27 protein-coding genes are annotated in these 25709 nt (G+C 72.8%); 6 read left to right on the top strand and 21 right to left on the bottom strand.

Features of this window, described 5'->3' with window-relative positions:
* From hemB to AC5PYY_RS07075, 17 genes are all read right to left on the bottom strand, one after another.
* Nucleotides 1-993, bottom strand: coding sequence for a porphobilinogen synthase (gene hemB, locus AC5PYY_RS07155; RefSeq protein ID WP_493899089.1), 993 nt, complete (start codon nt 991-993; stop codon nt 1-3).
* Nucleotides 990-2642 carry a bifunctional uroporphyrinogen-III C-methyltransferase/uroporphyrinogen-III synthase gene (locus tag AC5PYY_RS07150; RefSeq protein WP_493899088.1) on the bottom strand — a complete coding sequence of 551 codons (1653 nt, stop codon included), beginning with the start codon at nt 2640-2642 and terminating at the stop codon, nt 990-992. The genes hemB and AC5PYY_RS07150 overlap by 4 nt, the downstream gene beginning before the upstream one ends.
* Nucleotides 2639-3685: a hydroxymethylbilane synthase gene (gene hemC / locus AC5PYY_RS07145; protein WP_493899087.1), complete on the bottom strand. Its 1047-nt coding sequence runs from the start codon at nt 3683-3685 to the stop codon at nt 2639-2641. Before hemC ends, AC5PYY_RS07150 begins: the two co-directional genes overlap by 4 nt.
* Nucleotides 3682-5094 (bottom strand): glutamyl-tRNA reductase, encoded by a 1413-nt coding sequence (locus AC5PYY_RS07140; protein WP_493899086.1) that lies wholly within the window; start codon nt 5092-5094, stop codon nt 3682-3684. The genes hemC and AC5PYY_RS07140 overlap by 4 nt, the downstream gene beginning before the upstream one ends.
* Nucleotides 5091-5756, bottom strand: coding sequence for a redox-sensing transcriptional repressor Rex (locus AC5PYY_RS07135; protein ID WP_493899339.1), 666 nt, complete (start codon nt 5754-5756; stop codon nt 5091-5093). The genes AC5PYY_RS07140 and AC5PYY_RS07135 overlap by 4 nt, the downstream gene beginning before the upstream one ends.
* Before the next feature lie 137 nt (nt 5757-5893).
* Nucleotides 5894-6211 carry a glutaredoxin family protein gene (locus AC5PYY_RS07130; protein WP_493899085.1) on the bottom strand — a complete coding sequence of 106 codons (318 nt, stop codon included), beginning with the start codon at nt 6209-6211 and terminating at the stop codon, nt 5894-5896.
* Nucleotides 6212-6319: 108 nt separating this feature from the next.
* Entirely contained in the window at nt 6320-6418 is a 99-nt protein-coding gene (locus tag AC5PYY_RS07125) for a 30S ribosomal protein bS22 (protein WP_003792170.1), read from the bottom strand.
* 220 nt (nt 6419-6638) lie between these two features.
* Nucleotides 6639-6839 carry a helix-turn-helix domain-containing protein gene (locus tag AC5PYY_RS07120; RefSeq protein ID WP_028131110.1) on the bottom strand — a complete coding sequence of 67 codons (201 nt, stop codon included), beginning with the start codon at nt 6837-6839 and terminating at the stop codon, nt 6639-6641.
* Nucleotides 6840-7039: 200 nt separating this feature from the next.
* Complete coding sequence (locus AC5PYY_RS07115; RefSeq protein WP_493899084.1) at nt 7040-8227, bottom strand: acetoin utilization protein AcuC; 1188 nt, start codon at nt 8225-8227, stop codon at nt 7040-7042.
* 37 nt (nt 8228-8264) lie between these two features.
* Nucleotides 8265-8804 carry a GNAT family N-acetyltransferase gene (locus AC5PYY_RS07110; RefSeq protein ID WP_493899083.1) on the bottom strand — a complete coding sequence of 180 codons (540 nt, stop codon included), beginning with the start codon at nt 8802-8804 and terminating at the stop codon, nt 8265-8267.
* Nucleotides 8805-8890: 86 nt separating this feature from the next.
* Nucleotides 8891-9694, bottom strand: coding sequence for a pyrroline-5-carboxylate reductase (gene proC / locus AC5PYY_RS07105; protein ID WP_493899082.1), 804 nt, complete (start codon nt 9692-9694; stop codon nt 8891-8893).
* A gap of 8 nt (nt 9695-9702) precedes the next feature.
* Nucleotides 9703-10668 carry a proline dehydrogenase family protein gene (locus AC5PYY_RS07100; RefSeq protein ID WP_493899081.1) on the bottom strand — a complete coding sequence of 322 codons (966 nt, stop codon included), beginning with the start codon at nt 10666-10668 and terminating at the stop codon, nt 9703-9705.
* Between the two features lie 17 nt (nt 10669-10685).
* Nucleotides 10686-11420, bottom strand: coding sequence for an ABC transporter permease (locus AC5PYY_RS07095; RefSeq protein ID WP_493899080.1), 735 nt, complete (start codon nt 11418-11420; stop codon nt 10686-10688).
* The gene (locus AC5PYY_RS07090; RefSeq protein ID WP_493899079.1) at nt 11417-12241 is read right to left on the bottom strand and encodes an ABC transporter ATP-binding protein; all 825 of its coding nucleotides are present in this window, start codon (nt 12239-12241) and stop codon (nt 11417-11419) included. Before AC5PYY_RS07090 ends, AC5PYY_RS07095 begins: the two co-directional genes overlap by 4 nt.
* Before the next feature lie 86 nt (nt 12242-12327).
* The gene (locus AC5PYY_RS07085; protein ID WP_493899078.1) at nt 12328-12945 is read right to left on the bottom strand and encodes a TetR/AcrR family transcriptional regulator; all 618 of its coding nucleotides are present in this window, start codon (nt 12943-12945) and stop codon (nt 12328-12330) included.
* 4 nt (nt 12946-12949) lie between these two features.
* Complete coding sequence (locus AC5PYY_RS07080) at nt 12950-13765, bottom strand: sugar phosphate isomerase/epimerase family protein (RefSeq protein ID WP_493899077.1); 816 nt, start codon at nt 13763-13765, stop codon at nt 12950-12952.
* Nucleotides 13762-14688, bottom strand: coding sequence for a Ppx/GppA family phosphatase (locus tag AC5PYY_RS07075; RefSeq protein WP_493899076.1), 927 nt, complete (start codon nt 14686-14688; stop codon nt 13762-13764). Before AC5PYY_RS07075 ends, AC5PYY_RS07080 begins: the two co-directional genes overlap by 4 nt.
* Nucleotides 14689-14723: 35 nt before the next feature.
* Between AC5PYY_RS07075 and radA the strand changes: the two genes are divergently transcribed.
* The 5 genes from radA (at nt 14724) to AC5PYY_RS07050 (ending at nt 20614) form a co-directional block, all read left to right on the top strand.
* Nucleotides 14724-16184, top strand: coding sequence for a DNA repair protein RadA (radA, locus tag AC5PYY_RS07070; RefSeq protein WP_493899075.1), 1461 nt, complete (start codon nt 14724-14726; stop codon nt 16182-16184).
* A gap of 80 nt (nt 16185-16264) precedes the next feature.
* Nucleotides 16265-17368 (top strand): DNA integrity scanning diadenylate cyclase DisA, encoded by a 1104-nt coding sequence (gene disA, locus AC5PYY_RS07065; RefSeq protein WP_493899074.1) that lies wholly within the window; start codon nt 16265-16267, stop codon nt 17366-17368.
* A 109-nt stretch (nt 17369-17477) separates the two neighbouring features.
* The gene (locus AC5PYY_RS07060) at nt 17478-18437 is read left to right on the top strand and encodes an HhH-GPD family protein (protein WP_493899338.1); all 960 of its coding nucleotides are present in this window, start codon (nt 17478-17480) and stop codon (nt 18435-18437) included.
* A gap of 519 nt (nt 18438-18956) precedes the next feature.
* Nucleotides 18957-19508, top strand: coding sequence for a SigE family RNA polymerase sigma factor (locus AC5PYY_RS07055; protein WP_493899073.1), 552 nt, complete (start codon nt 18957-18959; stop codon nt 19506-19508).
* Complete coding sequence (locus tag AC5PYY_RS07050; RefSeq protein ID WP_493899072.1) at nt 19505-20614, top strand: hypothetical protein; 1110 nt, start codon at nt 19505-19507, stop codon at nt 20612-20614. The genes AC5PYY_RS07055 and AC5PYY_RS07050 overlap by 4 nt, the downstream gene beginning before the upstream one ends.
* 76 nt (nt 20615-20690) lie before the next feature.
* On the opposite strand, the gene AC5PYY_RS07045 is transcribed toward AC5PYY_RS07050, so the two are convergent.
* Complete coding sequence (locus AC5PYY_RS07045) at nt 20691-21812, bottom strand: lipid II:glycine glycyltransferase FemX (RefSeq protein WP_493899071.1); 1122 nt, start codon at nt 21810-21812, stop codon at nt 20691-20693.
* 20 nt (nt 21813-21832) lie between these two features.
* On the bottom strand, nt 21833-23011 hold the full coding sequence (locus AC5PYY_RS07040; protein WP_493899070.1) for a DegT/DnrJ/EryC1/StrS family aminotransferase: 1179 nt from the start codon (nt 23009-23011) through the stop codon (nt 21833-21835).
* A gap of 67 nt (nt 23012-23078) precedes the next feature.
* Here AC5PYY_RS07040 and AC5PYY_RS07035 point away from each other — a divergent pair, with 67 nt between their 5' ends.
* Complete coding sequence (locus AC5PYY_RS07035) at nt 23079-24122, top strand: lipid II:glycine glycyltransferase FemX (RefSeq protein ID WP_493899069.1); 1044 nt, start codon at nt 23079-23081, stop codon at nt 24120-24122.
* Between the two features lie 31 nt (nt 24123-24153).
* Here AC5PYY_RS07035 and AC5PYY_RS07030 read toward each other — a convergent pair whose 3' ends face one another.
* Both AC5PYY_RS07030 and AC5PYY_RS07025 read right to left on the bottom strand, forming a co-directional pair.
* Nucleotides 24154-24492, bottom strand: a complete 339-nt coding sequence (locus AC5PYY_RS07030) for a hypothetical protein (RefSeq protein ID WP_493899068.1) — start codon at nt 24490-24492, stop codon at nt 24154-24156.
* 120 nt (nt 24493-24612) lie between these two features.
* Nucleotides 24613-25665 carry a lipid II:glycine glycyltransferase FemX gene (locus AC5PYY_RS07025; RefSeq protein WP_493899067.1) on the bottom strand — a complete coding sequence of 351 codons (1053 nt, stop codon included), beginning with the start codon at nt 25663-25665 and terminating at the stop codon, nt 24613-24615.
* Between the last annotated feature and the right edge of the window lie 44 nt (nt 25666-25709).

Here is a 25709-nt window from a genome sequence, read left to right as displayed (position 1 = left end):
CTACCCCTTCAGCAGTCGCGCAGCCTGCGCGGCGTGATACGTCAGGACCACCTGGGCCCCCGCACGGCGGATCGACGTCAGCGTCTCCGTGATCATACGGTCCCTGTCCAGCCAGCCCTGGGCCGCCGCGGCCTCGATCATGGCGTACTCCCCGCTCACCTGGTACGCCGCGACGGGGACGTCCGCCGCCGCCGCGACGTCGCTCACCACGTCGAGATACGGCAGGGCCGGCTTGACCATGACCAGATCGGCGCCCTCCTCGAGGTCGAGCCGCAGCTCGCGGGCGCTCTCGGTGCGGTTGGCCGGGTCCTGCTGATAGGTCCGGCGGTCCCCGGTCAGGGTGGAGGCCACCGCCTCACGGAACGGCCCGTAGCAGGCCGAGGCGTACTTCGCGGTGTAGGCGAGCACGGCGACGTCCTGGTGGCCCGCCGCGTCCAACGCCTGCCGCACCACCCTCACCTGGCCGTCCATCATCCCGCTCGGTCCGACGACGTGCGCCCCGGCCCGAGCCTGCGCGACCGCCATCTCGGCGTAGATCTCCAGCGACGCGTCGTTGTCGACCCGGCCTGCGTCGTCCAGGACCCCGCAGTGCCCGTGGTCGGTGAACTCGTCGAGGCACAGGTCACTCATGAGGACGGTCTCGTCGCCCAGGGCGTCGCGCAGTCGGCGCAGCGCGGCGTTGAGCACCCCGTCGGCCGCGAGCCCCACCGAGCCGGTGGCGTCCTTGTCCTCGGGTCGGGGCACACCGAAGACCATGAGGCCGCCGAGCCCGAGCGCGACCGCCTCCCGGGCCGCGTCGAGGAGGCTGTCCGGGGTGTGCTGCACGACGCCGGGCATCGAGGCGATTGGCTGCGGCTCCTCGATCCCGTCGCGCACGAAGACGGGCAGGACGAGGTCAGCCGGGTGCAGCCGGGTCTGCGCGACCAGGCGGCGCAGGGCCGGGGTGCCGCGCAGCCGTCGAGGCCGCTCGTGCGGGGTCGGGTATGCCGTCACCGCCGGGACCGCGGGCGCCGCGGCGCGGGCTTGCGCTGGCTCGGGCGGACGACTGGCTCGCCGTCGGCCTGCGCCTGCGCGACCTGGGCCCGGGTGTGCTCGGCGAGCGCGTCGACGAGCGCGGTGGAGCTGGGCTCCGGCGCGACGACGTCGACCCGCAGCCCGTGCTCTTCGGCCGCTTTCGCGGTCGCGGGGCCGATGCAGGCCACCACCGTGTTGGGGTGCGGCTTGCCGGCGATCCCGACGAGGTTGCGGACGGTCGAGGAGGAGGTGAAGCAGACCGCGTCGAAGGCGCCGCCCTTGATCGCCTCACGCACCGGAGCGGGCGGCGGGGCCGCCCGGACGGTGCGGTAGGCCGTCACGTCGTCGACCTCCCAGCCCATCTCCTGCAGGCCCGCGACCAGGGTGTCGGTGGCGATGTCGGCCCGAGGGAGGAAGACGCGGTCGATCGGGTCGAGCACGTCGTCGTAGGGCGGCCAGACCTCGAGCAGCCCGCGGGCGGACTGCTCGCCGTCGGGCACCAGGTCGGGCTCGAGGCCCCACTCGCGCAGCGCCTCGGCGGTCACGCCGCCGACCGCCGCCAGCTTGAGCCCGGCGAAGGCGCGGGCGTCCAGGCCGAGCGCCTCGAACTTCTCCCGCACCGCCTTGACCGCATTGACGGAGGTGAAGCCGATCCACTCGTAGCGTCCGGTGACCAGCCCCTTCACGGCGCGATCCATCTGCTGCGGGGTGCGCGGCGGCTCGACGCTGATGGTGGGGACGACCGATGCGGTGGCGCCGTAGGCCGCGATCCGCTCGGCCATGGGGCCGGACTGCTCCTTGGTGCGGGGCACGAGGATGGACCACCCGAAGAGCGGCTTGGTCTCCCACCAGGACAGCTGCTGGCGCAGCTCGACGCACTGGCCCACGACCGCGACGGTGGCCTCGCGGCACCCGTCGGCGCCGCCCTGGACGAGCTCCTGCAGGGTGGCCACGTGGGTCGCCTGGGTCAGGGTGGTGCCGTGCTCGGTCAGCGCGACCGGGCTCTCCGCGGACCGACCGGCGTCGGCCAGCTGGCGCAGCGCCTTGTGCAGCTGGTCCCCGGTGCCGAGGACGACCGCGGTGATCTCGTCGGCGACCGACAGGCTCCAGTCCACCCCGGAGTCGCCGGCGCCGATGACGTGCACCTCGCCACCCCGGCCGTCGCCGGTCAGCGGCATCCCGGCATAGGCCGGCACCGACCATGCGGTGCTGACGCCGGGCACGATCTCGAAGGGCACCCCCGCGTCGCGGCAGGCGGCGGCCTCGCCGGCCAGGCTGCCGAAGGCGGTCGCGTCGCCGTCCATGAGCCGGACGACCAGGTGCGTCGCGTCGTCGAATCCGCCAGCCGTCTTGACCAGCAGCTTGGCGCGCGCGTGAGCGGTGAGCGCCGGGCCGTCCTCGCCCCGGGTCGTCGGCACCAGTTCGACGTCGGGCCGGGTCCAGGCCTCCAGCTGCTCGGGCCGGTGGTGGGTGTCCAGCAGCACGACGTCGGCGGCCGCGAGGTAGTCCCTGGCCCGGACGGTCAGGAGCCCGGGGTCGCCGGGCCCGGCGCCGACGAAGGCGACCCGTGCGCTGGTGGCCGTCACAGGCGGGTGGGCGAGGTGGAGGGGGGCGGCGTCGGTGCTCACAGGTCAGACTCCGATGTGTGTGACCCCGCGCCCCGCACCGCGGCCATGGCCGGATCGGACGTGAGGTCGGGACGGTTCAACAACTGCTCGGCCACGGTCCGGCCGAGGTCGACCGGCGCGTCGTGCGCTCCGGTCGCCACGCTGCGTCGCGGCCCGTGCTGCAGGGCCGCGAAGGCGTGGAGGACGAGGGAGGTCGTGCCTCCCGGTATGCCGTCACCGGCCACCGCGAGCGCACCCACGGGGGCGGTGCAGCCGGCCTCGAGGGCGGCCAGGGCGGCCCGCTCCGCGGTCACCGCGGCGCGCGTCGGCGCGTGCTCGAGCAGGTCGGCCAGCAGGCCGGCGAGCTCGGGCTTGTCCGCGCGGCACTCCACCGCGAGGGCGCCCTGCCCGGCGGCGGGGAGCATGGTCTCGACGTCGATCTCCTCGGTCGCGTCGTCGAGCCGGCCCAGGCGGGCCAGCCCGGCGCGGGCGAGGACGACGGCGTCGAGGGTGCCGTCGCGGACCATCCGGATGCGCGAGTCGACGTTGCCCCGGATGTCCCGGACCTGCAGGTCCGGGCGCACGAGGGCGAGCTGGGCCGCGCGTCGGGGAGACCCGGTGCCGACCACGGCCCCGGCAGGCAGCTGGCGCAGCCGGAGCCCGTCGCGCGCCACGAGGACGTCACGCGGGTCCTCCCGGCGGGGCACGGCCGCGACGAACAGCCCGGGCGCAGCGGCGGTGGGCAGGTCCTTGAGCGAGTGCACGGCCAGGTCGATGCGGCGCTCGTGCAGGGCGTCTCGCAGGGCCGAGGCGAAGACCCCGGTCCCCCCGATCTCGGTGAGGCTGCGCCGGGAGGTGTCGCCCTCGGTCGTGACCGGGACCAGCTCGACCCGGTGTCCGGCGGCGCGCAGCTGCTCGGCCACCCAGCGCGACTGGCTGGTGGCCAGGGCGCTCGACCGCGTGCCGAGCCGGAGCGTCCGCGCCGACACTCCGTCGACGACGGTGGCAGGACCCGCAGGAGCAGGGACCGGGGCAGCGCCCGGCGGAGACTGGGGCGTCGTCATACCGGCTCCCCCTCGGCGGGGTCTGCGGGGCCGGCCTCGGCGCGTGCTGCGGTCGCGTCGCCGCTCCGGGCCCCGGCGACCCGCTCGACCACGCCCAGCGGAGGGGTGGACAAGGCCGCCACCTCACGGCTGTCGAGGTCGAAGAGCTCGCGCAGGGCGTGCGCGTAGTCGGCCGGCTCGTCGACGCCGGACTGCAGCTGCTTCACCCGGGTCGTCGGGGTGTGCAGCAGCTTGTCGACGACCCGCCGGACGGTCTGCCGCACCTCGGCGCGCTCGTCGTCGGGCAGGTGGGGCAGGCGCTGGTCCAGGCGCGCCATCTCGGCGTCCACGACCCGCGCGGCGCTCGTGCGCAGCGCGGCCAACGTCGGACCCAGCCGGGCGGCGTGCCGCTCGGTGAGGTGACCGGCCACCTCGGCGGCGACGAGACCGCGGACGGCGGTCACGGCCACCGGCTCCCCCTCGAGCCCCGACCGGGACGCGACGGTCTCCTGCTGCAGCTGCGCGAGGCCCCAGAGGTGGACGCCGCGCAGCCGCCCTGCGGCCGGGTCGATGTCCCGCGGGAGGGCCAGGTCGAGGAGCACGGCCGGGGAGCCGGTGCGGCCAGCGGCGCTGCGGGCGCCCGCGAGGGCGTCGACGTCGAGGACGTGACCGACGGCGCCGGTGCACGTGAGCACCAGGTCGGCAGCGCCCACGACCGGCGCCAGGTCGGCCCAGGGCGCGGTGCGGACCCGGTGCTGGGCGGCGAGCCGCTCGGCGCGCGCGTCGGTGCGGTTGACCACGGTGAGGTCACCGACGCCCTCGCGCACGAGGGTGGCGACGGCCAGGCCGGACATCGCGCCGGCGCCGACGACGACGGTGCGGGCGGCATCGAGGTCGCCGAGCACGGTGCGGGCGCGGTCGAGACCGAGGGAGACCAGCGAGCGGGACACCTCGTCGATCGTGGTCTCGGCGTGGGCCCGCTTGCCGACGCGGAGCGCCTGCTGGACCAGGGGGTTGAGCGAGGGACCGAGGTGCCCCTCCTGTTGCGCGCGGGCGAGGGCCTCGCGCAGCTGGCCGAGGACCTGGCTCTCGCCCACGGCCATGGAGTCCAGCCCGCAGGCCAGCTCGAAGAGGTGGGACACCGCGCGGTCGTCGTAGTGGACGAAGAGGTGCTCGGTCAGCGTGTCCCGTCCGAGACCGGTGAGGTCGCCGAGCGCGGCACCCACCTCCTCGAGGGCGCCGTGGAAGGTCGCGGCCTCCACCACGACCTCCAGGCGGTTGCAGGTGGAGATGACCAGCACCTCCTCGACGTGCTCGCCACCGTGCAGCAGCGACCCCAGCACGCGCGCCGCGGCGCCATCCAGCACGACCCGCTCGAGCAGGTCGATGGAGGCGGACCGGTGCGACAGACCGACGACGAGGACGCTCACGAGGCTCCCTCCACCGGGCTGGCGGGCGGCGCGAGCGAGCGCTGCCGCTGGTGGAAGGTGAGGATCTGCAGCTCGGTGGCGAGGTCTACCCGTCGGACGTCGACGTCGTCAGGCACCTGGAGCACGCCGGAGGAGAAGGTGAGGATCGAGTGGACGCCCAGGTCGACGAGCACGTCGGCGACCTCCTGGGCCGCCTCGGGCGGGGTGGTGATCACGCCGACCGACACCGGCACGTCCGTCTCCACCCGGGCCAGCCCCTGGACGGTATGCCCCTCGACGACGGTGCCGACCACGTCCGGGTCGTTATCGGCCAGGGCGACGACGCGGAAGCCGCGGGTCGCGAGACCCTCGTAGGCCGCGAGGGCACGGCCGAGGTTACCCATGCCCACGATGACGACGGGCCAGTCCTGGGAGAGCCCGAGCTCGGCCGAGACCTGCTCGGCGAGCCGCGTCACGTCGTAGCCGACCCCGCGGACGCCGTAGGACCCGAGGTGGGACAGGTCCTTGCGGACCTGCGCGGAACGGACCCCGGTGAGGGTCGCGAGCTCTTCGCTGGAGATCGAGCCACGGCCCTGCTCGGCGACGGTGGTGAGGGCCTGGAGATAGCCAGGGAGCCGACCGACGGTGGCCTCCGGCACCCCGCGCCGGGTCGACTCGGCCATCACGGCGACACCGGCTCCTCTCTGCGGATGGCGACGACCAGGGGGGCTTATATCAGACCCGTTCACACCGGTCGGCGCGGACCCCTCAACTCTAGGCTGGCAACCCTCGATCCACCAAAACGGCTGAGCACGGGGCGCTACGGGCTCCGGTGGGCTGCCAGGGCGTCGCGCACCTGGGCCGCGGTCGCCCGCCACCGGGCGACGGGTCGACCGTCCACCAGCAGCACCGGGACCTCGGTGGTCCAGCGGTCGTGCTCGTCGGCCGACATCCGGCCCTCGTCGCGCTCGACGTCGATGTCGCGCACCGTGACGGCCAAGCCCTCGGCGTCGCCGACGCCCCGGACCGTCTCGAGCATCTCCTCGCACAGGTGGCAGCCGGCGCGGGTCAGCACGGTGAGCTCACGCCGGGAGGCCTCGCGCGGTCGCAGGCGTGCGACCAGCCGGCGCCACGGCATACCTCATCCCTCTCGTCATCCCCCTCGACGGGGGCGGTCGGACGACGACGGCGCCCCTCCCGAGGGGAGTGGGCGCCGTCGGTCAGCGTGCGCGCAGCCGCGCGCGGCTCACTTCTTGTTGCGACGCTGGTGACGCGTCTTGCGCAGCAGCTTGCGGTGCTTCTTCTTCGCCATCCGCTTGCGGCGCTTCTTGATCACAGAGCCCATCGGGGATCCTTCGTCTCGTCGGTCATGGTGGTGCAGCCGCTGCCGGGGCGGACACCCTCGGGGCTGCACGACGGATCGGGTCAGCCTAGCGCGGCAGCCAGGCACGGCCCAAAACCGGGCGCCGCGACGACGCGCGACGAAACTCCGCAAGGCGTCAAGGACACGGGATCAGGGACGGGACAGGGTGGGTGTCAGGGACCCAGGCACGGGTGGCTACCGCTCAGGCGGTGCCGTGGTAGGAGTCCTCGAGGTAGGCGTGCACGGCCTTCTCGGGCACCCGGAAGGACCGGCCGACCCGCACGGCGGGCAACTCCCCGGAGTGCACCAGGCGATACACGGTCATCTTCGACACGCGCATGACGGCGGCCACCTCGGCCACGGTCATGAACGTCATCTCCGCGAGCTGTCGCTCATCTGCCATAGGACGTTTCCCGTCTCTCGATATGTGCAGACCGCGCTCGGCTTCCCCTCCGGCCGCTGTCTGCGTCGTTGTGTGTCGGGCCAACACTAGGGGCAGGAGTGGCAGTTGCGAAAGTCGAAGCGCGAAAAAGTCCAGCGCGACACGCGAGGTGTGACGAACGGAATGTCCTGGGACTCAGCGGGATACGCGGGGCGGGGTGCTCAGTCGAAGTAGGGATCCAGTCCCCATCCGGGGAAGACCGCCCGCCGGGTGGCCATGATCGCGCTGTCGACCGGATCCTCGGGGTCGTGCCCGTCCTCCCACCGTCCGTAGCGGATCTCCCGCCCTTCCCGGTCGCCCATGTGCGACGGGGCACGCTCCCCGTAGGTGTCGCCCACGTGCTCCCGCCACGCGTCGGGGGTCGGGGTGGCGGGGTCGACCGGGCGCCCGGTCGCGACGCCGACGAGGTGCGACCAGGCCCGGGGCACCACCTCGACGAGCTGGTAGCCGCCGCCGCCCAGAGAGACCCAGCGCCCTGAGGCATGGTCGTCGACCAGCTCGCCGACCCATCCACAGGCCGTCGCGAGGGCATCCATCGACAGCGACAGGTGCGCCAGCGGGTCGGAGTAGTGGCTGTCGCAGCCGTGCTGGCTCACGAGCACCTCCGGGGCGAAGGCTCGGACGACCGCCGGGACGACTGCCTGGTAGGCGCGCAACCAGCCCTCGTCACCGGTCCCTGGAGGCAGGGCGACGTTGACGGCGGAGTCCTGGGCACGCGGGCCGCCGGTGTCGCCGGGGAAGCCGGTGCCGGGGAAGAGCGCGCGGCCGGTCTCGTGCAGGGAGATGGTGAGGACACGCGGATCGTTCCAGAAGCAGCGCTCGACCCCGTCGCCGTGGTGCACGTCCAGGTCGAGGTAGACCACCCGCTCGGCGCCCTGGTCGAGCATCCGCTGGATGCCGACCGCGATGTCGTTGTAGACGCAGAAGCCCGAGGCCGCCTCCGGCATCGCGTGGTGCAGGCCCCCCGCGATGTTGACCGCGCGCGGCACGGCCCCGGACCACACCGCGTCGCACGCCTCGATCGTCGCGCCGACCGCCAGCCGGGAGGCGTCGTGCATACCCGCGAAGGCTGGGGTGTCCTCGGTGCCGACGCCCTGCCGCCCGCGGGCCGCGCGGGGGTCCGCCGACGCCGCCTTGACCTCCTCCAGGAGGTCGCGCGTGTGGACGGAGAGCAGTTCCTCGTCGGTCGCGTAGCGGGCCGGCCGCACCTCGACGTCGTCGTGGTCGAGCAGCCCGAGCGCGACGGAGAGCCGGTGCGTCAGGTCCAGCCGGCTGGGATGCATCGGGTGCCCCGGTCCGAAGTCGTATCCCGCATAGCGCTCGTCCCACATCACCCAAGAGCGAGTCATGGGCACACGCTAGACCAGTGACGCGGAAAACCCCCGGTCAGAGCGAGGTGGGAACCCCTGCTGCGTCGCTGAGGGGGTAGACCATCATCATCTCCTCGGAGTCCGCGTCCTCCTCGTCGACGCCGCGGATCCGGATCGGTCGGCGGTCGTCGGTGGGGCGGAACCCGAAGCTGGAGGCGAAGGCAACGGCGCGCCCGTTGTCGGTGCCCACCCAGTAGACGAGCTGACGCAGCCCGACGTCGCGGCCCACGTTGGCGGCCTTCTCGAGCAGCCGGCGCGCGACGCCGCTGCCCCGGCGGGAGGGGGCCACCCACAGGCCGAAGAGCTCACCGGCACCGGGAATGTTGGTGCGGTGCCCGGTGCCGACGCTCACGACACCCACGACGTCGTCGCCGTCGGAGGCCAGGATGCGGCGGGAGCGCTCCATCCGCTGCTGCCAGCGGTCGTCACCGAAGGCTTCTTCCTCCTCGGCGGAGGCGACGAAGGCCTCGGGAGATTCACGCAGGGCACGCAGGCGGACGTCCTTGTAGGTCTGCCACTCGTCCGCCTCCAGGACGCGCACGTGAATCTCAGTCATATTTCCCTACTCTGTCACACGGTCCCGTGGCACTGCGACGGCGAAGGTAAACACTCGGTGACAAGCACCGCATCGGTGCTCGCCACTCACTCCTCGCGCGGCGACAGCTCCCGCGACCTCCTGGCAGCCGCCTCCATCGCGGTGAGGAAGGCGGCCCTGACCTTGTGGTCCTCCAGCGCGCGGAGCGCCGCGACGCTCGTGCCGCCCGGGCTGGAGACCTGTTCCCGCAGGACCGTGGGGTGCTCACCGGTCTCGCGGATCATCGTGGCGGCACCATACAACGTCTGGGTCACGAGCTCGGTGGACGTGTCGCGAGGCAACCCGAGGAGCACGCCAGCCTCGATCATGGCCTCGACGACGTAGAAGATGTAGGACGGTCCGCTCCCGCTGATCGCGGTCACCGCGTCCTGGTGGCCCTCGTCGAGCACGACGACGCGACCGACGTGCTCCATCAGCGCGCGCGCCTGGTCGAGGTGCTCCGGGGTGCAGTGGCTGCCTGGGCTCATCGCCGACATGCCCTGGTCGACCAGGGCCGGCGTGTTGGGCATGACCCGCACGACGGAGGCGCCCTCGGGCAGGCGGCGTTCGAGGAAGTCGGTGCTGATCGCGGCGGCGATCGAGACGACGAGAGCCTCGGGTCGCACGTGGTCGTGGATCTGCTCGACGAGCCTGGACATGTCCTGCGGCTTCACCGCGAGCACCACGATGTCGGCCGCGGCGACGGCATCCTCCGGGTCGGCGTGGCGGGTGCCGAGATCCCCGGCGACCTGCTCGGCGCGACCGCCGATCCGGTCGCTCAGCAGCAGGTCGGACGGGTCGTGGCCGGAACGGATGAGGGCAGCCGCGAGCGTGCTGCCCATCACCCCGGTCCCCAGCAGGGCGATGGTCACGGGCACCCCTAGCCCTTGGTCGCCATCGCGCGGAGGAAGAAGGCGAGGTTGGCCGGCCGCTCGGCCATGCGGCGGACGAGGTAGCCGTACCAGTCCTCGCCGTAGGGCAGGTAGACCCGCATCCGCGAGCCGGCCCCGGCCAGCCGACGCTGCTCGTCCGGGCGGATCCCGAGCAGCATCTGGAACTCGAAGGAGTCGGGGCTGCGGTGCGCCTTGTCCGCGAGCACCGTCGAGATCTCCACCAGCCGCGGGTCGTGGGTCGCGATCATCGGGTAGCCGTCGCCCTCGATGAGGATCTTCAGGCAGCGGACGTAGGCCTTGTCGACCTCCTCCTTGTCCTGGAAGGCGACCGACTCGGGCTGCTTGTAGGCGCCCTTGCACAGCCGGATGCGGGAGCCCTCGTGCGCGAGGTCACGGCAGTCCTGCTCGGTGCGATGCAGATAGGCCTGCAGCGCGACGCCCACCCACGGCCAGTCCTGGCGCAGCTCGGCGAGCGAGGCCAGGGTCGGGTCGGTCGTGGTGTGGTCTTCCATGTCGAGGGTCACCGTCGTGCCCGCGTTGGCGGCGGACTGGCAGATCGCCCGGGCGTTGTCGAGGGCGATCTTGTGCCCGTCACGCCCGAGGAACTGGCCCAGCGCGGAGAGCTTGAGGCTGACCTCGACGGCCCCGTCGCTGGTGAGTCCGGCGTCGGACAGCGCCTCGATGAGCGCCAGGTAGGCGTCGCGGGTCGCCGCCGCCTGCTCGGGGTCGAGCGTGTCCTCCCCCAGGTAGTCGATGGTGACCTGGCGACGGGTGTCGACCAGCTCGCCGGCCACCCGGACGGCGTCGTGGGTGCTGTCGCCCGCGACGAAGCGCCGGACGACGTCGCGACTCACGGGAGCCTGCTCGATCACCTGCCGCAGCGCGGTGTTGCGGCTCGCCCCGAGCAGGGATTGGCGCATGAGCGCCGACGGGTTGAGGTCAGCGAGATCCATGCGCGACAGGCTATCGCTCAGGGGGTCCGCCGTCGCAGCGTGAGGGACGCGAGCGCCAACGAGCCGACGATGAAGGCCGCCAGGATGCCGAGGTCCACCCACACCTCGCTCCCCGGATCGGTGGAGCGCCCGACCTCGGTGAGCGCGTCGACGGCATACGACATCGGGAGCACGTCGGAGACCAGCTCCAGGGCGCGGGGCAGGGCGTCGCGCGGCACGAAGAGCCCGCAGAGCAGCAGCTGCGGGAGGACGAAGGCCGGCATGAACTGCACCGCCTGGAACTCCGTCCGTGCGAACGCGCTGGCTAGCAGGCCGAGCGCGGTCCCGAGCAGGCCGCTGGCCACGGCGACCGCGATGAGCCACCCCAGCGACCCCTCGACCTCCAGCCCGCAGACCCAGACCGCGAACCCGGTCGCGACGAGCGCCTGGAGGATCGCCATCGTGCCGAACGCGAGGGCATACCCGCCAAGGAAGTCGAACCGCCCGAGCGGGGTCGACAGCAACCGCTCGAGGGTGCCGCTGGAGCGTTCGCCCAGCGTGGTCACGCTGGTCACGACGAACATGACGATGAGGGGGAAGAGGCCGAGCAGCTGGGCCCCCACCTGGTCGAAGAGGGGGACTTCCTGGCTCATCCACGCGAGCAGCCCGAGCAGCACGCAGGGCACGACGAGCATGAGCGAGAGGGTGCGGTGGTCGGCCCGCAGCTGGGCGAGCACGCGACCGGCGGTCGCCAGCATGAGTCGGGGGTTCATCGGTGCCTCCGGTGCGCGCCGGGGTGGGGTCTGGCCTTGACGGCGGCGCCCACCACGTCCGCCTCGTTCGTCGTGTCTGCCCTGTCGGCGCTGTCGGCGCCGTCTGCCCTGTCTGCCGTGTCGACGAGCTGGAGGAAGGCGCCCTCGGCGTCGTCGGCGCCGGTGCCCTCCAGCAGGGAGGGCAGCGTGTCGTCGGCGAGCACCCGGCCCTCGCGCAGCAGGATCAGCCGGTCGCAGCGGGAGGCCTCGTCCATGACGTGACTGCTCACCAGCAGGGTCGTGCCGTCCGCGGCGAGCTCGCGGAAGAGCTGCCAGAGGCTGCGGCGCAGCGCCGGGTCGAGGCCCACCGTGGGCTCGTCGAGGACCAGCAGGTCGGGGCGACCCACGAGCGCCGCCGCGAGCGAGACACGCGACGCCTGCCCACCGGAGAGGTCGGTGACGCGCTGGTCGCCGTGGTCGACGAGGTCGACCTGCTCCAGCGCGCGCTCCGCATCCGACCGGGCAGCCCCGGCGAGGGTGGCGAAATAGCGCAGGTTCTGCCGGACCGTGAGGTCGCGGTAGACGCTCGGCGCCTGGGTGACGTAGCCGACGCGGCGGCGCAGCTGCGCCGACCCCGCCGGGTGACCCAGCACGTCCACCTCGCCGGAGACCGCGTCCTGCACCCCGACGACCGCGCGCATCAGCGTGCTCTTGCCCCCGCCGGAGGGCCCGAGCAGGCCGACGACCTGGCCGGTCGGCACCGTGAGGTCGATGCCGTGGAGCACCTCGCGCCGGCCGCGGCGCACCGTCAGCCCGCGTGCCTCCACCGCTGATTTCACCATATGATGAAATGTACCCCCACCCTCCCTCTCGACAACCACCGAGCGTCGCGAGTGGTTGCTCAGACCCCACCGGGCGCCGCGCATGGTTACCCGCGCGGCGACTCCGTCGGCAGCAGGTATGCCTGCAGCACCGGACCCACGCGCTCGACCAGTTCCTGCGTGGTCGCGTCGGCGACGCCCGGGACGGCGACGACGTAGCGCGCCATGGCCAGCCCCATCATCTGCGCGGCTGCCAGGCCGGCCCGGAGCCGCAGCTCGGCGGGCGGCAGGTCCGGCTCCAGCCCCGCCGCGATGCGCCCGAAGACCTCCCGGGCGAGGAACTCCCGCACCGCTCCGGCCACCTCCTCGCTCCCCGAGATGCTGCGCATAAGGGCGACGAAGGTCTCCCCCTGCACCTCCCAGACGCCGAGGAAGGCCTGGACGCCGGCCCGGCCGATCTCGGCCCGTGGTCGCGCGAGGATGCCTTCCACCAAGGCCGGCGGGCTCGAGGGCAGACTCACGAGGACCACGGACTCGGCGAACAGACCGGCCTTGCCGTCGAAGTAGTGGTGGAGCAGCGCCGGATCGACCCCCGCCTCCCGCGCGATGCCGCGCAGGCTGGCGCCCTCGTAGCCCACCCTGGCGAACTCGGCCCGAGCCGCACCCACGATCCTCCCCCGGGTGTCCTCGCCCGGGCGCGGTCCGCGGCGGCTGTCCGGTGTCACCGGCTCATCGCGGGCGCGCCCCCGGCAGGTCGTGCTGACTCAGGTGCTCACGCGCGAAGGCCAGCGACTCGGTCAGGGCCTCCTCCCGGTCGGCGGGTCGCATCTTGCGGGTGCCGACCTCCAGGCTCACGACGCCGCCGAAGCCGATCTCCACCAGGTGCTCGAGCACCTCGCGGCACCGTTGGTCGCCGCGGCCGGGCACCAGGTGCTCGTCCTTGAACGACCCGAAGGAGTCGCCGAGATGCACATGGCGTATGCGGTCGCTCAGGTCGCGCGCCATGTCCAGGGCGTCCTCACCCGCCGTCGCGGCGTGGCTGATGTCGAAGGTCACGTCGCTGTAGGGGTAGTCACGCGGGTCCGGTCCGGGGAGATAGGCCTGCATCGCCGTCGAGGCCGCTCCGGCGCGCCACGGAAACATGTTCTCGACCGCGATGGGGATCCCCCACCGCTCCTGACGCTCGGCGACCCCCTCGACGAAACCTTCGGCATACCCCCGCTGCCAACGGAAGGGCGGGTGCACGACGACGCACTGCGCCTCCACGTCGCGCGCCAGGTCGAGCGCGCGCTCGATCTTGCCCCACGGCTCCCAGCCCCAGAGGCGTTGTGCGAGAAGGAGAGTCGGGGCGTGGATGGCACCGATGGAGAGGTCGTGCAGTCGCGCCAGCGCGTTGAGCGCGCCCGCCTCCTGGGTGACCGGGTCGGTCCACACCATGATCTCGACGCCGTCGTAGCCGAGGCGCTCGGCGAGGTCGAAGGCATACGCGGCGTTCTCGGGATAGACCGAGGAGGTCGACAGGTGGACGGGTATGTGGTCGCTCACCGGCCGAGCCCGTCCAGGAAGCGCAGGATGAGGCCCTCGCGCAACGCCCACGGACTCACCGACAGCTCCTCGATGTCGGTGAGGTCGAGCACGGCCTCCAGCACCAGGGCTCCCGCCGCCAGCTGACGGGCGCGGGAGGCGGAGACGCCGGGCAGGTCGGCGCGCTCGGCCGCGGTCATCCGCACCAGGCGGGGCGTGAGCTCGGCCAGGTCGGACCGGCGCAGCGTCCGGGGGACGTAGAGTCCGTCGGCGCGCGGCGCGGCGCCGCAGGCCCGCGCCAGCGACCGGACCGTCTTGCTGCTGCCCGCGACCAGCTGGGGCTCCCCGACCTTGGCCAAGGCGGGCTGCGCGGAGGCGATCTCCGTGCGGATCCGCTTGCGCAGCGCCTTGACCTGGTCCTTGCTCGGCGGGTCCACGGTCAGCTCCCGGCTGAGGCGTCCCGCGCCGAGCGGCAGCGAGACCGCGACGTCGGGATCTTCGTCCTGCCCGGCGGCGAGCTCCAACGAGCCACCCCCGATGTCCACCAGCAGAAGGCGTCCCGCGGACCATCCGAACCAGCGCCGGACCGCGAGGAAGGTGGCCCGGGCCTCCTGCTCGCCGGGGAGGATGTCGAGGTCGACGCCGGAGGCCTCCTTGACGGCGGCGAGCACCTGCTCGGTGTTGCCCGCCTCCCGGATCGCGCTCGTGGCGAAGGCCAGCAGCTCAGCGGCCCCGCGGCTCTCGGCGACCTCGACGCAGTCGCTGACGAAGCCCGAGAGCTTGTCGGCACCCTCGTCGCTGATGTCGCCCTCGGGTGTGAGGTGCTCGGCGAGGCGCAGCTCGACCTTGTGCGAGTAGTCGGGCATCGGGTGGGCACCGGGGTGGGCGTCGACGACGAGCAGGTGGACCGTGTTCGATCCGACGTCGATGACACCCAGTCGCATGGCGGCCATGATGCCCTACCGGGCCCGACCGGGGTATGTCGGTCCGCCCACCTACGCTGGCGGACGTGGCGAAGGCAGACAGAGCGACATACCGCTGCACCGAGTGCGGGTGGCGATGCGTCAAGTGGGTCGGGCGGTGCGGCGAGTGTCAGGCGTGGGGCACGGTCTCGGAGGTCGGCGGGCAGACGACGGTGCGCACCAGCGCGGTGTCCCCGGCGCGCCCCGCGGTGCCCATCACGACGGTCGACGCAGATGCCGCCCAGGCGCGCCCGACTGGTGTGGGCGAATTCGACCGCGTCCTGGGTGGCGGGATCGTGCCGGGTGCGGTGGTGCTCATGGCCGGCGAGCCGGGCATCGGCAAGTCCACTCTGGCCCTCGACGTGGCGGCGCGGGCGGCCCGCGAGGGGCGCAGCGTGCTCTACGTCTCCGGGGAGGAATCGGCCGCCCAGGTCAAGCTGCGCGCCGAGCGGATCGGCGCCGTCGCCGACCAGCTCTACCTGGCCGCCGAGACCGACCTCGCCACCGTCCTGGGGCAGATCGAGCAGGCCGACCCCGACCTGCTGGTCGTCGACTCGGTCCAGACCATCGCGAGCGCCGACGTCGAGGGAGCCCCGGGCAACGTCAGCCAGGTCCGCGAGGTCGCCTCCGCGCTCATCCAGGCGGCGAAGTCGCGCGGCACCGCGGCCGTGCTCATCGGTCACGTCACCAAGGACGGCGGGATCGCCGGGCCGCGGGTGCTCGAGCATCTCGTCGACGTCGTCGTCGCCTTCGAGGGCGAGCGGCACAGCCGGCTGCGCCTGGTCCGGGCGGTGAAGAACCGCTTCGGCCCGACCGACGAGGTCGGATGCTTCGACCTCGGCGACTCCGGCATCTCCGGGCTGGCCGACCCGAGCGGGCTCTTCCTCTCCTCGCGCGACCGACCGGTGCCCGGCACCTGCGTCACCGTGACCCTGGAGGGCCGCCGGCCCCTGGTCGCGGAGGTGCAGGCCCTCGTCAGCGAAGCGACGGGCGGATCGCCGCGGCGCACGACGAGCGGGCTCGACCCGGCCCGGCTGGCGATGGTGCTGGCGGTGCTCGACCGGCGCGGCGGGGTGCAGCTGGCCAAGGAGGATACGTATGCCGCCACGGTGGGAGGCGTTCGCCTCTCCGAGCCCGCCGCCGACCTGGCGCTCGCGCTGGCGCTGGCCAGCGCCAAGTCCAACCTGGCCCTGCCGGTGAGCACCATCGCGGTCGGCGAGGTCGGGCTGTCGGGCGACCTGCGCCCGGTGACCGGTGCCCCACGGCGGTTGACCGAGGCCGCGCGCATCGGGTTCACGGAGGCGGTCATCCCCGTCGGCTCACTCACCGAGGGCCGGCCGCCGGCCGGGATGCGCGTGCACGAGGTGCCCACGCTGAGCGACGCGGTGGCGCTGGTCCTGGCCGCGGCGGGTCGGACGCAGCGGCCGGACCTGGGTGGTCGGAGAGAGAGTGGTCAAGAATCCGTAAAGATCGCGTGATCGGGCGTGCCGCCGCTGGTCCGGCACCTATCATCGGGCGGCAAGGTGGACGGGCGCACGAGGGCGGCGCCGAACCCTTCATGGGAAAGCGAGACTCACCTGTGGCCGACCGCACCGACGACGACCTGCTCCGCGCGACGCTTGCCGCCGTCGCGCCCGGGACGGACCTGCGCGACGGCTTGGAACGCATCCTGCGCGGCCGGACCGGCGCGCTGATCCTGCTCGGCAGCGACCGCACCGTCGACTCCATCAGCACCGGAGGCTTCGACCTCGACGTGGACTTCTCCGCGACCCGGCTGCGCGAGCTGGCGAAGATGGACGGCGCGATCGTGGTCAACCGCGACGCCACCCGCATCGTGCGCGCGGCGACCCAGCTGGTCCCGGACCGCAGCATCGACACGCGCGAGAGCGGCACCCGCCACCGCACCGCCGAGCGAGCGGCCAAGCAGACCGGGTTCCCGGTGATCTCGGTGAGCCAGTCGATGTCCATCATCGCGCTCTACGTCGGCTCGATCCGGCACGTCCTCGAGGACCGCACCCAGCTGCAGGCGCAGGCCAACCAGGCGCTGCAGACTCTGGAGCGCTACCGCGCCCGGCTCGACGAGGTCGGTTCCAACCTCTCGGCCCTGGAGATCGAGGACCTCGTCACCGTGCGCGACCTGGCCGCGGTGCTCCAGCGGCTGGAGATGGTGCGCCGGATCAGCGAGGAGATCGAGCAGTACGTCGTCGAGCTCGGCATCGACGGCCGGCTCATCCGGCTGCAGCTGGAGGAGATGACCGGCGGGGTCGACCGCGAGCGCGAGCTGGTGATCCGCGACTACATCGCCTCCGCCGAGGGCGAGCGCGAGCCCGGCCAGGTCCTCGCGGCGCTGCGGGCCCTGGACAGCAGCGAGCTGCTCGACCTGTCCGCCGTGGCGCGATCGCTGGGCATCACGGTCATCGGCGACGGGATGGACCACCAGCAGCTGAGCCCCTCCGGCTACCGCCTGCTGCACCGCATACCCCGCCTCCCCGGCGCCATCGTGGACCGGCTCGTCGCGCACTTCGGCAGCTTCCAGATGCTGCTCTCGGCCGGTCTCGAGGACCTCATGCAGGTCGACGGCGTCGGCGAGACCCGGGCCCGCGCCGTGCGCGAGGGCCTGTCACGACTCGCCGAGAGCTCCATCCTCGAGCGCTACGTCTGACGTGGGTCAGGAGGCCGACGCCGGGCGCGCACCTGCCCAGTCCCTTGATCGGAGCCGCGGCAGACGCAGCCCGGCGGGCCGGGTGGTGCGGCGGGAGGAGAGTTGGGTGGTGCCGCAGGAGTCGAGCCGGGTGCTCCAGGGGCGGCTGCTGGACTGGTATGCCGAGGCGCAGCGCGATCTGCCCTGGCGCCGACCGGGGTGCTCGCCGTGGGGGGTGCTCGTCTCCGAGGTGATGCTGCAGCAGACCCCGGTCGCCCGGGTGCTGCCGGTCTGGGAGCGCTGGATGTCGCTGTGGCCCAGGCCGACCGATCTCGCCAGGGCCGCCTCGGGAGAGGCCGTGCGCGAGTGGGGCCGGCTGGGCTATCCGCGCCGCGCGCTGCGGCTGCACGCGGCGGCCATCGCGATCCGGGACGAGCACGAGGGGGTGGTCCCGGACGACGAGGACACCCTGCGGACCCTGCCGGGTATCGGCGACTACACGGCGGCGGCGGTGGCGGCCTTCGCCTTCGGCCGCCGCGCGACCGTGGTCGACACCAACGTCCGGCGGGTGCAGGCCCGTGCGGTGACCGGGGTGGCCTTGCCCTCCCCCTCGCTCACCCGGGCGGAGGTGGCCCTCGCGACCTCGCTCCTGCCGGACGACGACGGGCAGGCCGCGACCTGGAGCGTGGCGGTCATGGAGTTGGGCGCACTGGTCTGCACGGCGCGCAATCCCCGGTGCGAGGAGTGCCCGGTGGCGGACCTGTGCGCGTGGCGCCTCGCCGGGTCGCCGCCCTATGACGGGCCCGCTCGGCGCGGGCAGGCCTGGGCCGGCACCGACCGGCAGTGCCGCGGCACCCTGCTGCAGGTGCTGCGCGACGCCGACGGCCCGGTCGACGGCGACACCCTGCGCTCCGCGTGGCCCCGGGACCCGCAGGGCCGCACCGACGCGGCGCAGCAGGGCGGCGAGACCGCGCCGCCCCCGGAGGACCTGCACCGCGAGTTGCAGCGCGACCGCTGCCTCGACGCGCTCGTCGCCGAGGGCCTCGTCGAGCCCCTTCCCGGCGACCGCTACCGCCTCCCCGGCGCCTGATCCGTCCCGGCGACACGCCTGTCTCCATCGGTTCAGCCACGCACGTGCGCGGATGAGCCGCTCTGGTCGCGCGTGTCGTCGGCATACCTGCGAGGTCGTGCACGGATCCGCCGGTCGCACCCGACTGGGGGCATGGTCGCCAGCCCCCGCGCATACCGCGCGGCCAGTCCACGCATATCGCGCGGCCAGTCCACGCATACCGCGCGGCCAGTCCCCGCATATCGCGCGGCCAGTCCACGCATACCGCGCGGCCAGTCCACGCATATCGCGCGGCCAGTCCACGCATACCGCGCGGCCAGTCCATCCCTCGATCCGTCCCGGCGACGCGCCCGCCGAGAGCGGCTCGAGCGTTCACGTGAACGCTGTGGCCGTTCCTGCTCGGCGCGCCGTCGGCATACCTGCGAGGTCGTGCACGGATCCGCCGGCCACGCCCGACTCGTGAACGTGCTCGCCAGCGTCCAGGCAACCTTTCGGGGCCAGCTGGAGTAGGAGAGGGTGAATCAGCCGAGGAGGTATGCCGTGGCACCAGGCCGCACGGGCACCCGCGATCGCACCGGGGTGTCGCGCCGCGTCGCCCGCGAGCGCGAGTTCACCGCGTTCGTCGAGCAGGCGAGCCCCGAGCTGCTGCGCATCGGCTGGTTCCTCACCGGCGACGTGCACGCCGCGCAGGACCTCGTGCAGACCGCGCTGCTGCGCACCTACCGCCGCTGGCACCGGATCGATCCGCCGCGCGCCGTCGCCTACACCCGCACCATCATGCTCAACCACGCCCGTGACGAATGGCGCCGCCACGGGTCGGGACGGGTGACGGCATACCCGGACGCCGGTGAGCACCAGCCGCCGACTCCCGACCACGCCACCACGACGGGCGAGCAGGACCGGCTCATCCGCGGGCTGCGCACCCTGCCGGAGCGGCAGCGCGCGGTGGTGGTGCTGCGTTACTACGTCGACCTGTCCGAGCGGCAGGTCGCCGACGAGCTGGGCATCAGCACCGGGGCCGTGAAGAGCGCGGCCTCCCGTGGGCTCGCGCGGCTGCGCGAGCACCTGCAGACCGAGGAGGTCACCCCATGAGCACCGATCTGGAGCAGCAGGTCCGCGACGAGTTCTCCGCCGCAGCCACCCCCCCGAGCCTCACGTTGGACGCAGCGGGTATGACGCACCGCGCCTCCCGCGCCCACCGTCGCCGCCGCGCGGGTCAGGTCGCCGGGAGCGGTATGGCCTCGCTCGCCCTCGTCGGGACCCTCGCGTGGGCGGGCGGCGCGCTTCCCGACCCGGTGGAGTCACTGCTCCCGGCCTCACCCTGGGGGACCTGCCCGGCGCGCCTCGGCGGCAGCGGGGACACGATCTCCCTCGACATCGACCGGATCGATGCCGTCCGGGTGCCGGTGAGCACCGGAGGGACGGCCTTCGCGGGCGTGACGGAGGGCTGCTCCTTCCGCATCGTGACGACGGGAGCCTCCGCGCAGAGCCCGCAGGCGCTGGAAGGCCGGGTCGTCTCGTCCGGCGGGCTGGACCTGGGCTCCGCGTCCGAGGGCAGCGGCTTCAGGCAGTTCGGCCGTGCCGCCGCTGGAGACACCCCGGTCCTGACCGTCGTCATCTCCCCCGGAGGCATCCGTGACGTGCAGCTCGTCGGCCCTGGTCGGGTGCACACACCGGGTGAAGATCCGGTGCGCATCCCGGGTGCGTCAGCAGATCTCGCCGTGATCGAGGGGGTCAGCCCCGAGGACGCGCCGATGGCTCTGGTGTGGCGCGGCGCCGACGGTCTGGTCCGCACCGATTTCGGTATGCGCCCTCAGGAGGTGGCGCCCCGGGCCTTCACCCCGGCCACCGGACCAGTTGACACCTGGGTCGCCCAAGACTCGTCGGGGGGCATCTGGGTCATGGACCGCGGCGAGGTCACCGGTCCCTTCGATCACGACGCCGCTCCGTTGGCCATCGAGGTGGAGGCGACGGCTCGAGACAGCCGGGCGTGGCTGGTCGTGGTTCCTTCGCCTGAGGGGACGGTCGCCGCTGTCGACGCCGACGGCCGCAGGGTCGGCGCCCCAGGAGTGGCGATGGCGGACAACGATCAGGGGCTCCATGCCCAGCTGATCGTCCTTGATGAGCCGAGCGACGACATACCCCTGGTCTGGGAGCCGGAGGAGGGAGACCCGCAGGAGGTCACGCTGGAGGACTAGACCAACCATGCGCGACGCCCGGTGGGGTCTAGACCAACTATTCGCGACGCCCGGTGAGGTCTAGAGGCGGCGAGCCTCAGTCGGTCGTGCTGGCGGACTGACGCCGCTCGGCGAGCCGCTTGCGCGCCTGGCTGACCCGCGCCGAGACGTCCCGCCGGGCCTTCTGGACCCGCGGCACGAGGCGCTGCAGGACGGCATACATCGCGCGGTTGTGGACGACGTCGATCTCGCCGATGAACTCCGTCGCCCCGCCGTCGCCCTTGCAGAAGGCGCGCTTGAAGACGTAGAGCCCGTCGGTGTCGTCGAGGGTGAAGACGCCACCCATGTCGTAGGACTCCGCGCCGTGCTCCAGCCCCCAGAGCATGAGGTCGTGGTTCATCACCTGGTTGGGCCCGAGCTTGCGCTTGGTGTCGTTGGAGCCGGCGTAGAGGTAGTAGAGCTTGCCGTAGTAGTCGATCGTGACCGACGAGGCGAGCACGTCGTCCTCGTGGTGGGTGTGCACGACCCGCATCCGGTCACCGAAGGCGTCGCGCATCCGGAAGAAGTAGGGCAGCTCGCGCGCGGTGATCTCGTTGCGGCGCGCCATGAAGCTGTAGATCTCGTGGAACTGGCGCAGGTCGGCATCGCTCTCGCCGTCGGTGGTGTAGACGCCCTTCTTCTTGCCGCTGCGGACCCGGTTGCGCAGGCCGGAGTCGTACTTCTTCATCAGCCCCGCCTCGTCCAGCGGCTCGCCCTGCTCGTCGGTGAGGTAGACGATCATGCAGTAGCGCGGCTGCACCATGTCGTCCTTGCCGGCACCGACGTTCTTGACCACCCAGCCCGGCTGCGCGCGCATCCAGGTGTCGAGGTCAGGGGTGAAGAGCACCTCGGGGTCGAGCTTGGTCATGATCGCCTTGTGCCGGGCCACCAACGGCTGCGCCTCCTCGAGCAACCGGTGCACCTGCTCGGGGTGCTCCCAGTCGACGAGGGGACCACGCGGCGCATACAGCACCGAGAAGCCGCCGGGCAGCCGCCGCACGAGCAGGCTCACCGCCGCGACGATCTCGCCGCCCTCCTCGAGGTAGACCGCCTCCTGGCCCCAGTCGTCCTTGACGATCCCCCACTGCGGATCCTGGGTGAGCGCGCGCTGCGGGTGGGCGCGGACGAACTCGGCGTAGCGGTCGACGGCGGCCTGGTCGGTGAGGTCGAGGACGGGCACGCGGCTACCGTACCCGCGCCTCAGGCGTGTGCCCGCACGATGTCGACCGCGCGTCGGGCCATCTCCTCGGTGACGAAGGCGGCGGTCGGCAGGTTGAGCAGGCGGGCGCTCACGTCCTCCGCTCGCGGGCTGGTGCCAGGCTGGTAACCGAAGGGCACGGCGTCGGTCGGTCCGGGGAAGAGGAGCGGGCGGTACCACCGCCCGGGGACCAGACCGGCGTCCTGCAGCGCGTCGAAAGCACGCTCCGCGCGCTCCCCCGACCTCAGCAGTATGGGGTAGCGCACCAGGGTGAGTCCGTCGCCCAGGAGCGCGGCCGGGGTCTGCAGGCCGTCGACCCCGGCGAGGCCGTCCCGGTAGATCGCGGCGACGGAGCGCCGGTGGGCCCGGTTGACCGCCAACCCGGCGAGCGCGTCCTCGACCTCGCGCAGCGCCGTGGCGCCCATCCGGGTGGGCGTCCCGGCGATCCGGCCCTCGAGCTCGGAGGGCATGATCGGCGTGTCGACGACCCCGGCCCGCGCCCCCAGCGCCAGCCCGATCCGGCCGGCAGGTCCTAGCCGACGGGCAAGGCCCTGCGCCGGCCGCGACAGGGCCTGTGACACCGCGTAGGTGACACCGGCCTCGCCAAGGGCAGCGAGGGCGCCGACGACCCGGGTGTGCCACGGCATAGCCGCTCCGGCCGGGTCGACCCAGACCGCCGCACCCGCGCGCGTCGGCAGGACCTTCTCGACCCCGAAGCTGTGCACCGAGACGTCTGCGACCGGCGCCCCCTCCGCATCGCGCGCGAGCTCGGCCACGCAGTGCGCGGAGTCCTCGACGAGCAGCACCCCGGAGGGCAGGGCGTCGCGCAGCTGGCGCAGTGGCGCCGCCGCCCCGAAGCTGTGCTGGCCCACGACGGCGCGGGTGCGCTCGCCGACCAGCCCCTGGACCGACGCCGGGTCGAGCGCGAGGGTGGCGGGGTCGAGATCGGCATACCGCGGCTCGTGCCCGGCGCTGGGGATCGGCGCCACGGCGGTGAGGCAGGTCATCGGCTGGGTCACCACCTCGCCGGGCTCGAGCGCGCCGAGGACGACGGTCAGGGCGTGCCGCGCCTTGGACACCAGCCACCAGTCCCCGGGTCGGGTCCCGGTCTCCCGGGCGAGCGCGGCCCGGACGCGAGTGTCCGGCTGGTCGGGGCTTGAGGTCTGGGCGGGCACGCTCACGGGGCGAGTGTAGGGCCCTGCGGCCGGCGTCCGGGGGCGGTGGTTCGCCTCGCGTATCGTGGCCGCCATGGCCCTGCGCTTCCTCACCGACCCCACCGCAGCCGAGTGGAACGACCGCATCGCCGCCACCCCGAGCAGGGGAAACATCTTTCAGGCGCACGAGCTGGGCGAGGTCAAGAGGCTCGCCCGCTGGACCCCGCGGTATGCCGAGTCCGACGGGATCGCGATGACGATCCACGAGAAGCCGGCCGGGTTGTTCGGAAAGGTCTGGTATCTCCCCAAAGGGCCGTGCGTCGCCGACACCGCACAGCTGGCCTCGGTCGTCGCCGACCTCGCGGCGGAGGCTCGCCGGCAAGGCGTGCTCTTCGTGCGGATGGAGCCCGAGCTGCGCGAGACCCCCGACACCCTCCGCGCCCTCGCCGACCTCGGCCTGATTCGCGCGGCCGCGGTGCAGCCGCATACCTCGACGGTGATCCACGAGCTGCCGGAGACCGTGGACGAGCTCATGGGCAGCTTCCCCTCCAAGACGCGCAACATGGTGCGGCGCGCCGGGCGCGAGGGCGTGGTCGTCGAGGCGGCGGCGGACACCGACGAGACCTATGAGCAGATGTGGGCGCTGTGGGACGACGTTGTGGAGGACCAGGACCTCACCATCCGCAGCAAGGACTACTTCGTCTCGTCGTGGAAGCTCATGACCCGCACGGGGTTCGGCCAGATCTTCATCGCGCGGGTGGAGGACGAGCCGGTCGCGAGCGCGCTCGTGTGCAGCCTGGGCGAGGTCGCGGCCTACAAGGAGGGCGCGAGCCTGCGCGACCGGCCGGTGCCGGGCGTGAGCCAGCTCGTGCAGTACGAAGGGATGGCCTGGGCGATCGGCCGCGGCGCGCGCACCTACGACCTCGTCGGCACGCCGCACTCCAGCGAGCTGGACGACCCCACGCACCCGCGGCACGGGATCGGCAAGTTCAAGCGGGGCTTCACCAAGGAGGTCATCGACTGGGTGGGTGCCTTCGACCTCGTGATCCACCGGCGCCGGTATGCCGCGTGGCAGCGGGCGGGCGAACGCGTCGTCGCCCGGCTGCAGCGCAAGGAGCCCGGCGACGCCTTCTGGTGACCGGCAGCCTCGTCTGCTCACTCCAGCAGCCTCAGTCGCATCCGTCGGTGAGCCCCGGCCCCGACCCGGAGCGGCGGAACTCCTCGCGATGACCCTCGGCGTCGGTGAAGACGGCGCTGGCCTCGTCCGGTCTCTCGACCCACCCTGACTGGACCGGGTCGGCCCAGCCGGGTGGGGCGTTGCCGGCGCCGTCGTCGAGCAGGCCACCGACCCGCACGAACCACTCGCCCTCATGGCTGAGCCATTCGATGCCGCAATGCGTGCTGAGCTCGATCGGCTCACCTCCGGTCGGCGCGCACCCCACCAGCGAGAGGGCGACGGCGACACCGAGGTATGCAGTCGCTCGCCTCGGGCCGCGACCTGACGTCATACCCCGTCAGACGCGGGTGAGGTGTCGCCAGTTCCAGCACTCCAGGCTCTCGGAGTGGACACCCCGAGGCTGCCGGACCGAGCACACGAGGCTGCCGGAGTGGACACACGAGGCTGCCGGTCAGTAGAAGAGGGGGTTCTGCTTCGCGGTGAGGCGGCGGTAGACCGGCATGCCGACGCGGTCCCAGGCCGCGAAGACGCGCGGCTTGAGCACGAGCTGCATGGTGCCGACCTGGTCCACGATCGGCGCGAACGCGGTCTTGAACTGCACGAGGGGGTGCAGCTTGTGCGACTCGTCGTCGGCGGCCCAGGAGGGCGGGGCGCCATACATGTCGTAGGTCGTGCCGCCGTGCTCCTTGCACCAGCGCATGGCCTCCCACTGGACGCGGTACTGCAGCCCGTTGGAGTCCTTGGTCCGACGCGACCCGCCGTCCTTGTAGTAGCCCAGCTCGCCGCGGTGGATGATGAAGGCCCCGGCCTCGTGCTCGGCGCCCTCCCGCGGCCGCGCCAGCACGAAATGCCCCTGACCTGCGTCGATATAACGACGCCAGAGGTTCTGGTGATAGTCCTTGCTGCGGAAGTCGACGCCGGCGCGCTCCATCGTCTCGGCGAAGAGCGACCACATGATCTCGAAGGCCTCATCGTCGGTGCGGTGCTCGATCACCGCCTCCTTGGTCTTGCGGATGTGCCGCCGGGCGCGCTGCCGGAAGCTGGCGAAGATGTCGTCCTCCTCCGGCCGCAGGTCGACCAGGACCGTGTGCTGCCCCTGCTGGAGATCGGGCATCGAGCGCATCCCGGGCACCGAGGCGAGCAGCCGCTCCCGGTCCTGCGGCCCGTCGGCGGGCACCGAGGGCTCCACCACGACGGCGAAGGGCGAGCCGATGTCGGTCTCGCGCAGGTCGGCGAAGCAGGCCCGGGCATGGTCGACGTCGGCGACGCGCGGCCCCATCGGGCAGTACCACAGCTCACCGAAGGGGGGCACCGTCCGGTAGAGGTAGAGCGCGTAGACCGGCTCACGACCGGCGATCTCGTGCACCAAGTGGCGCGCATGCCACACCGGCTCCTTGGTCTGCGCATAACTGCGCAGCTGGTACAGCTCAGGACCACCCGGGTTTCCCCAGACCAGGTCGTCCCAACGGTCCCGTTCGTCCGGGGTCGCCTCGCGCAACGTCATACCCCGAACCCTAACGGCGCGCACCCGCTCCGCCCGAAACGCGC

Source organism: Serinicoccus sp. JS2-9 (assembly GCF_059025165.1).
This window is presented reverse-complemented; position numbering and strand designations above follow the sequence as displayed.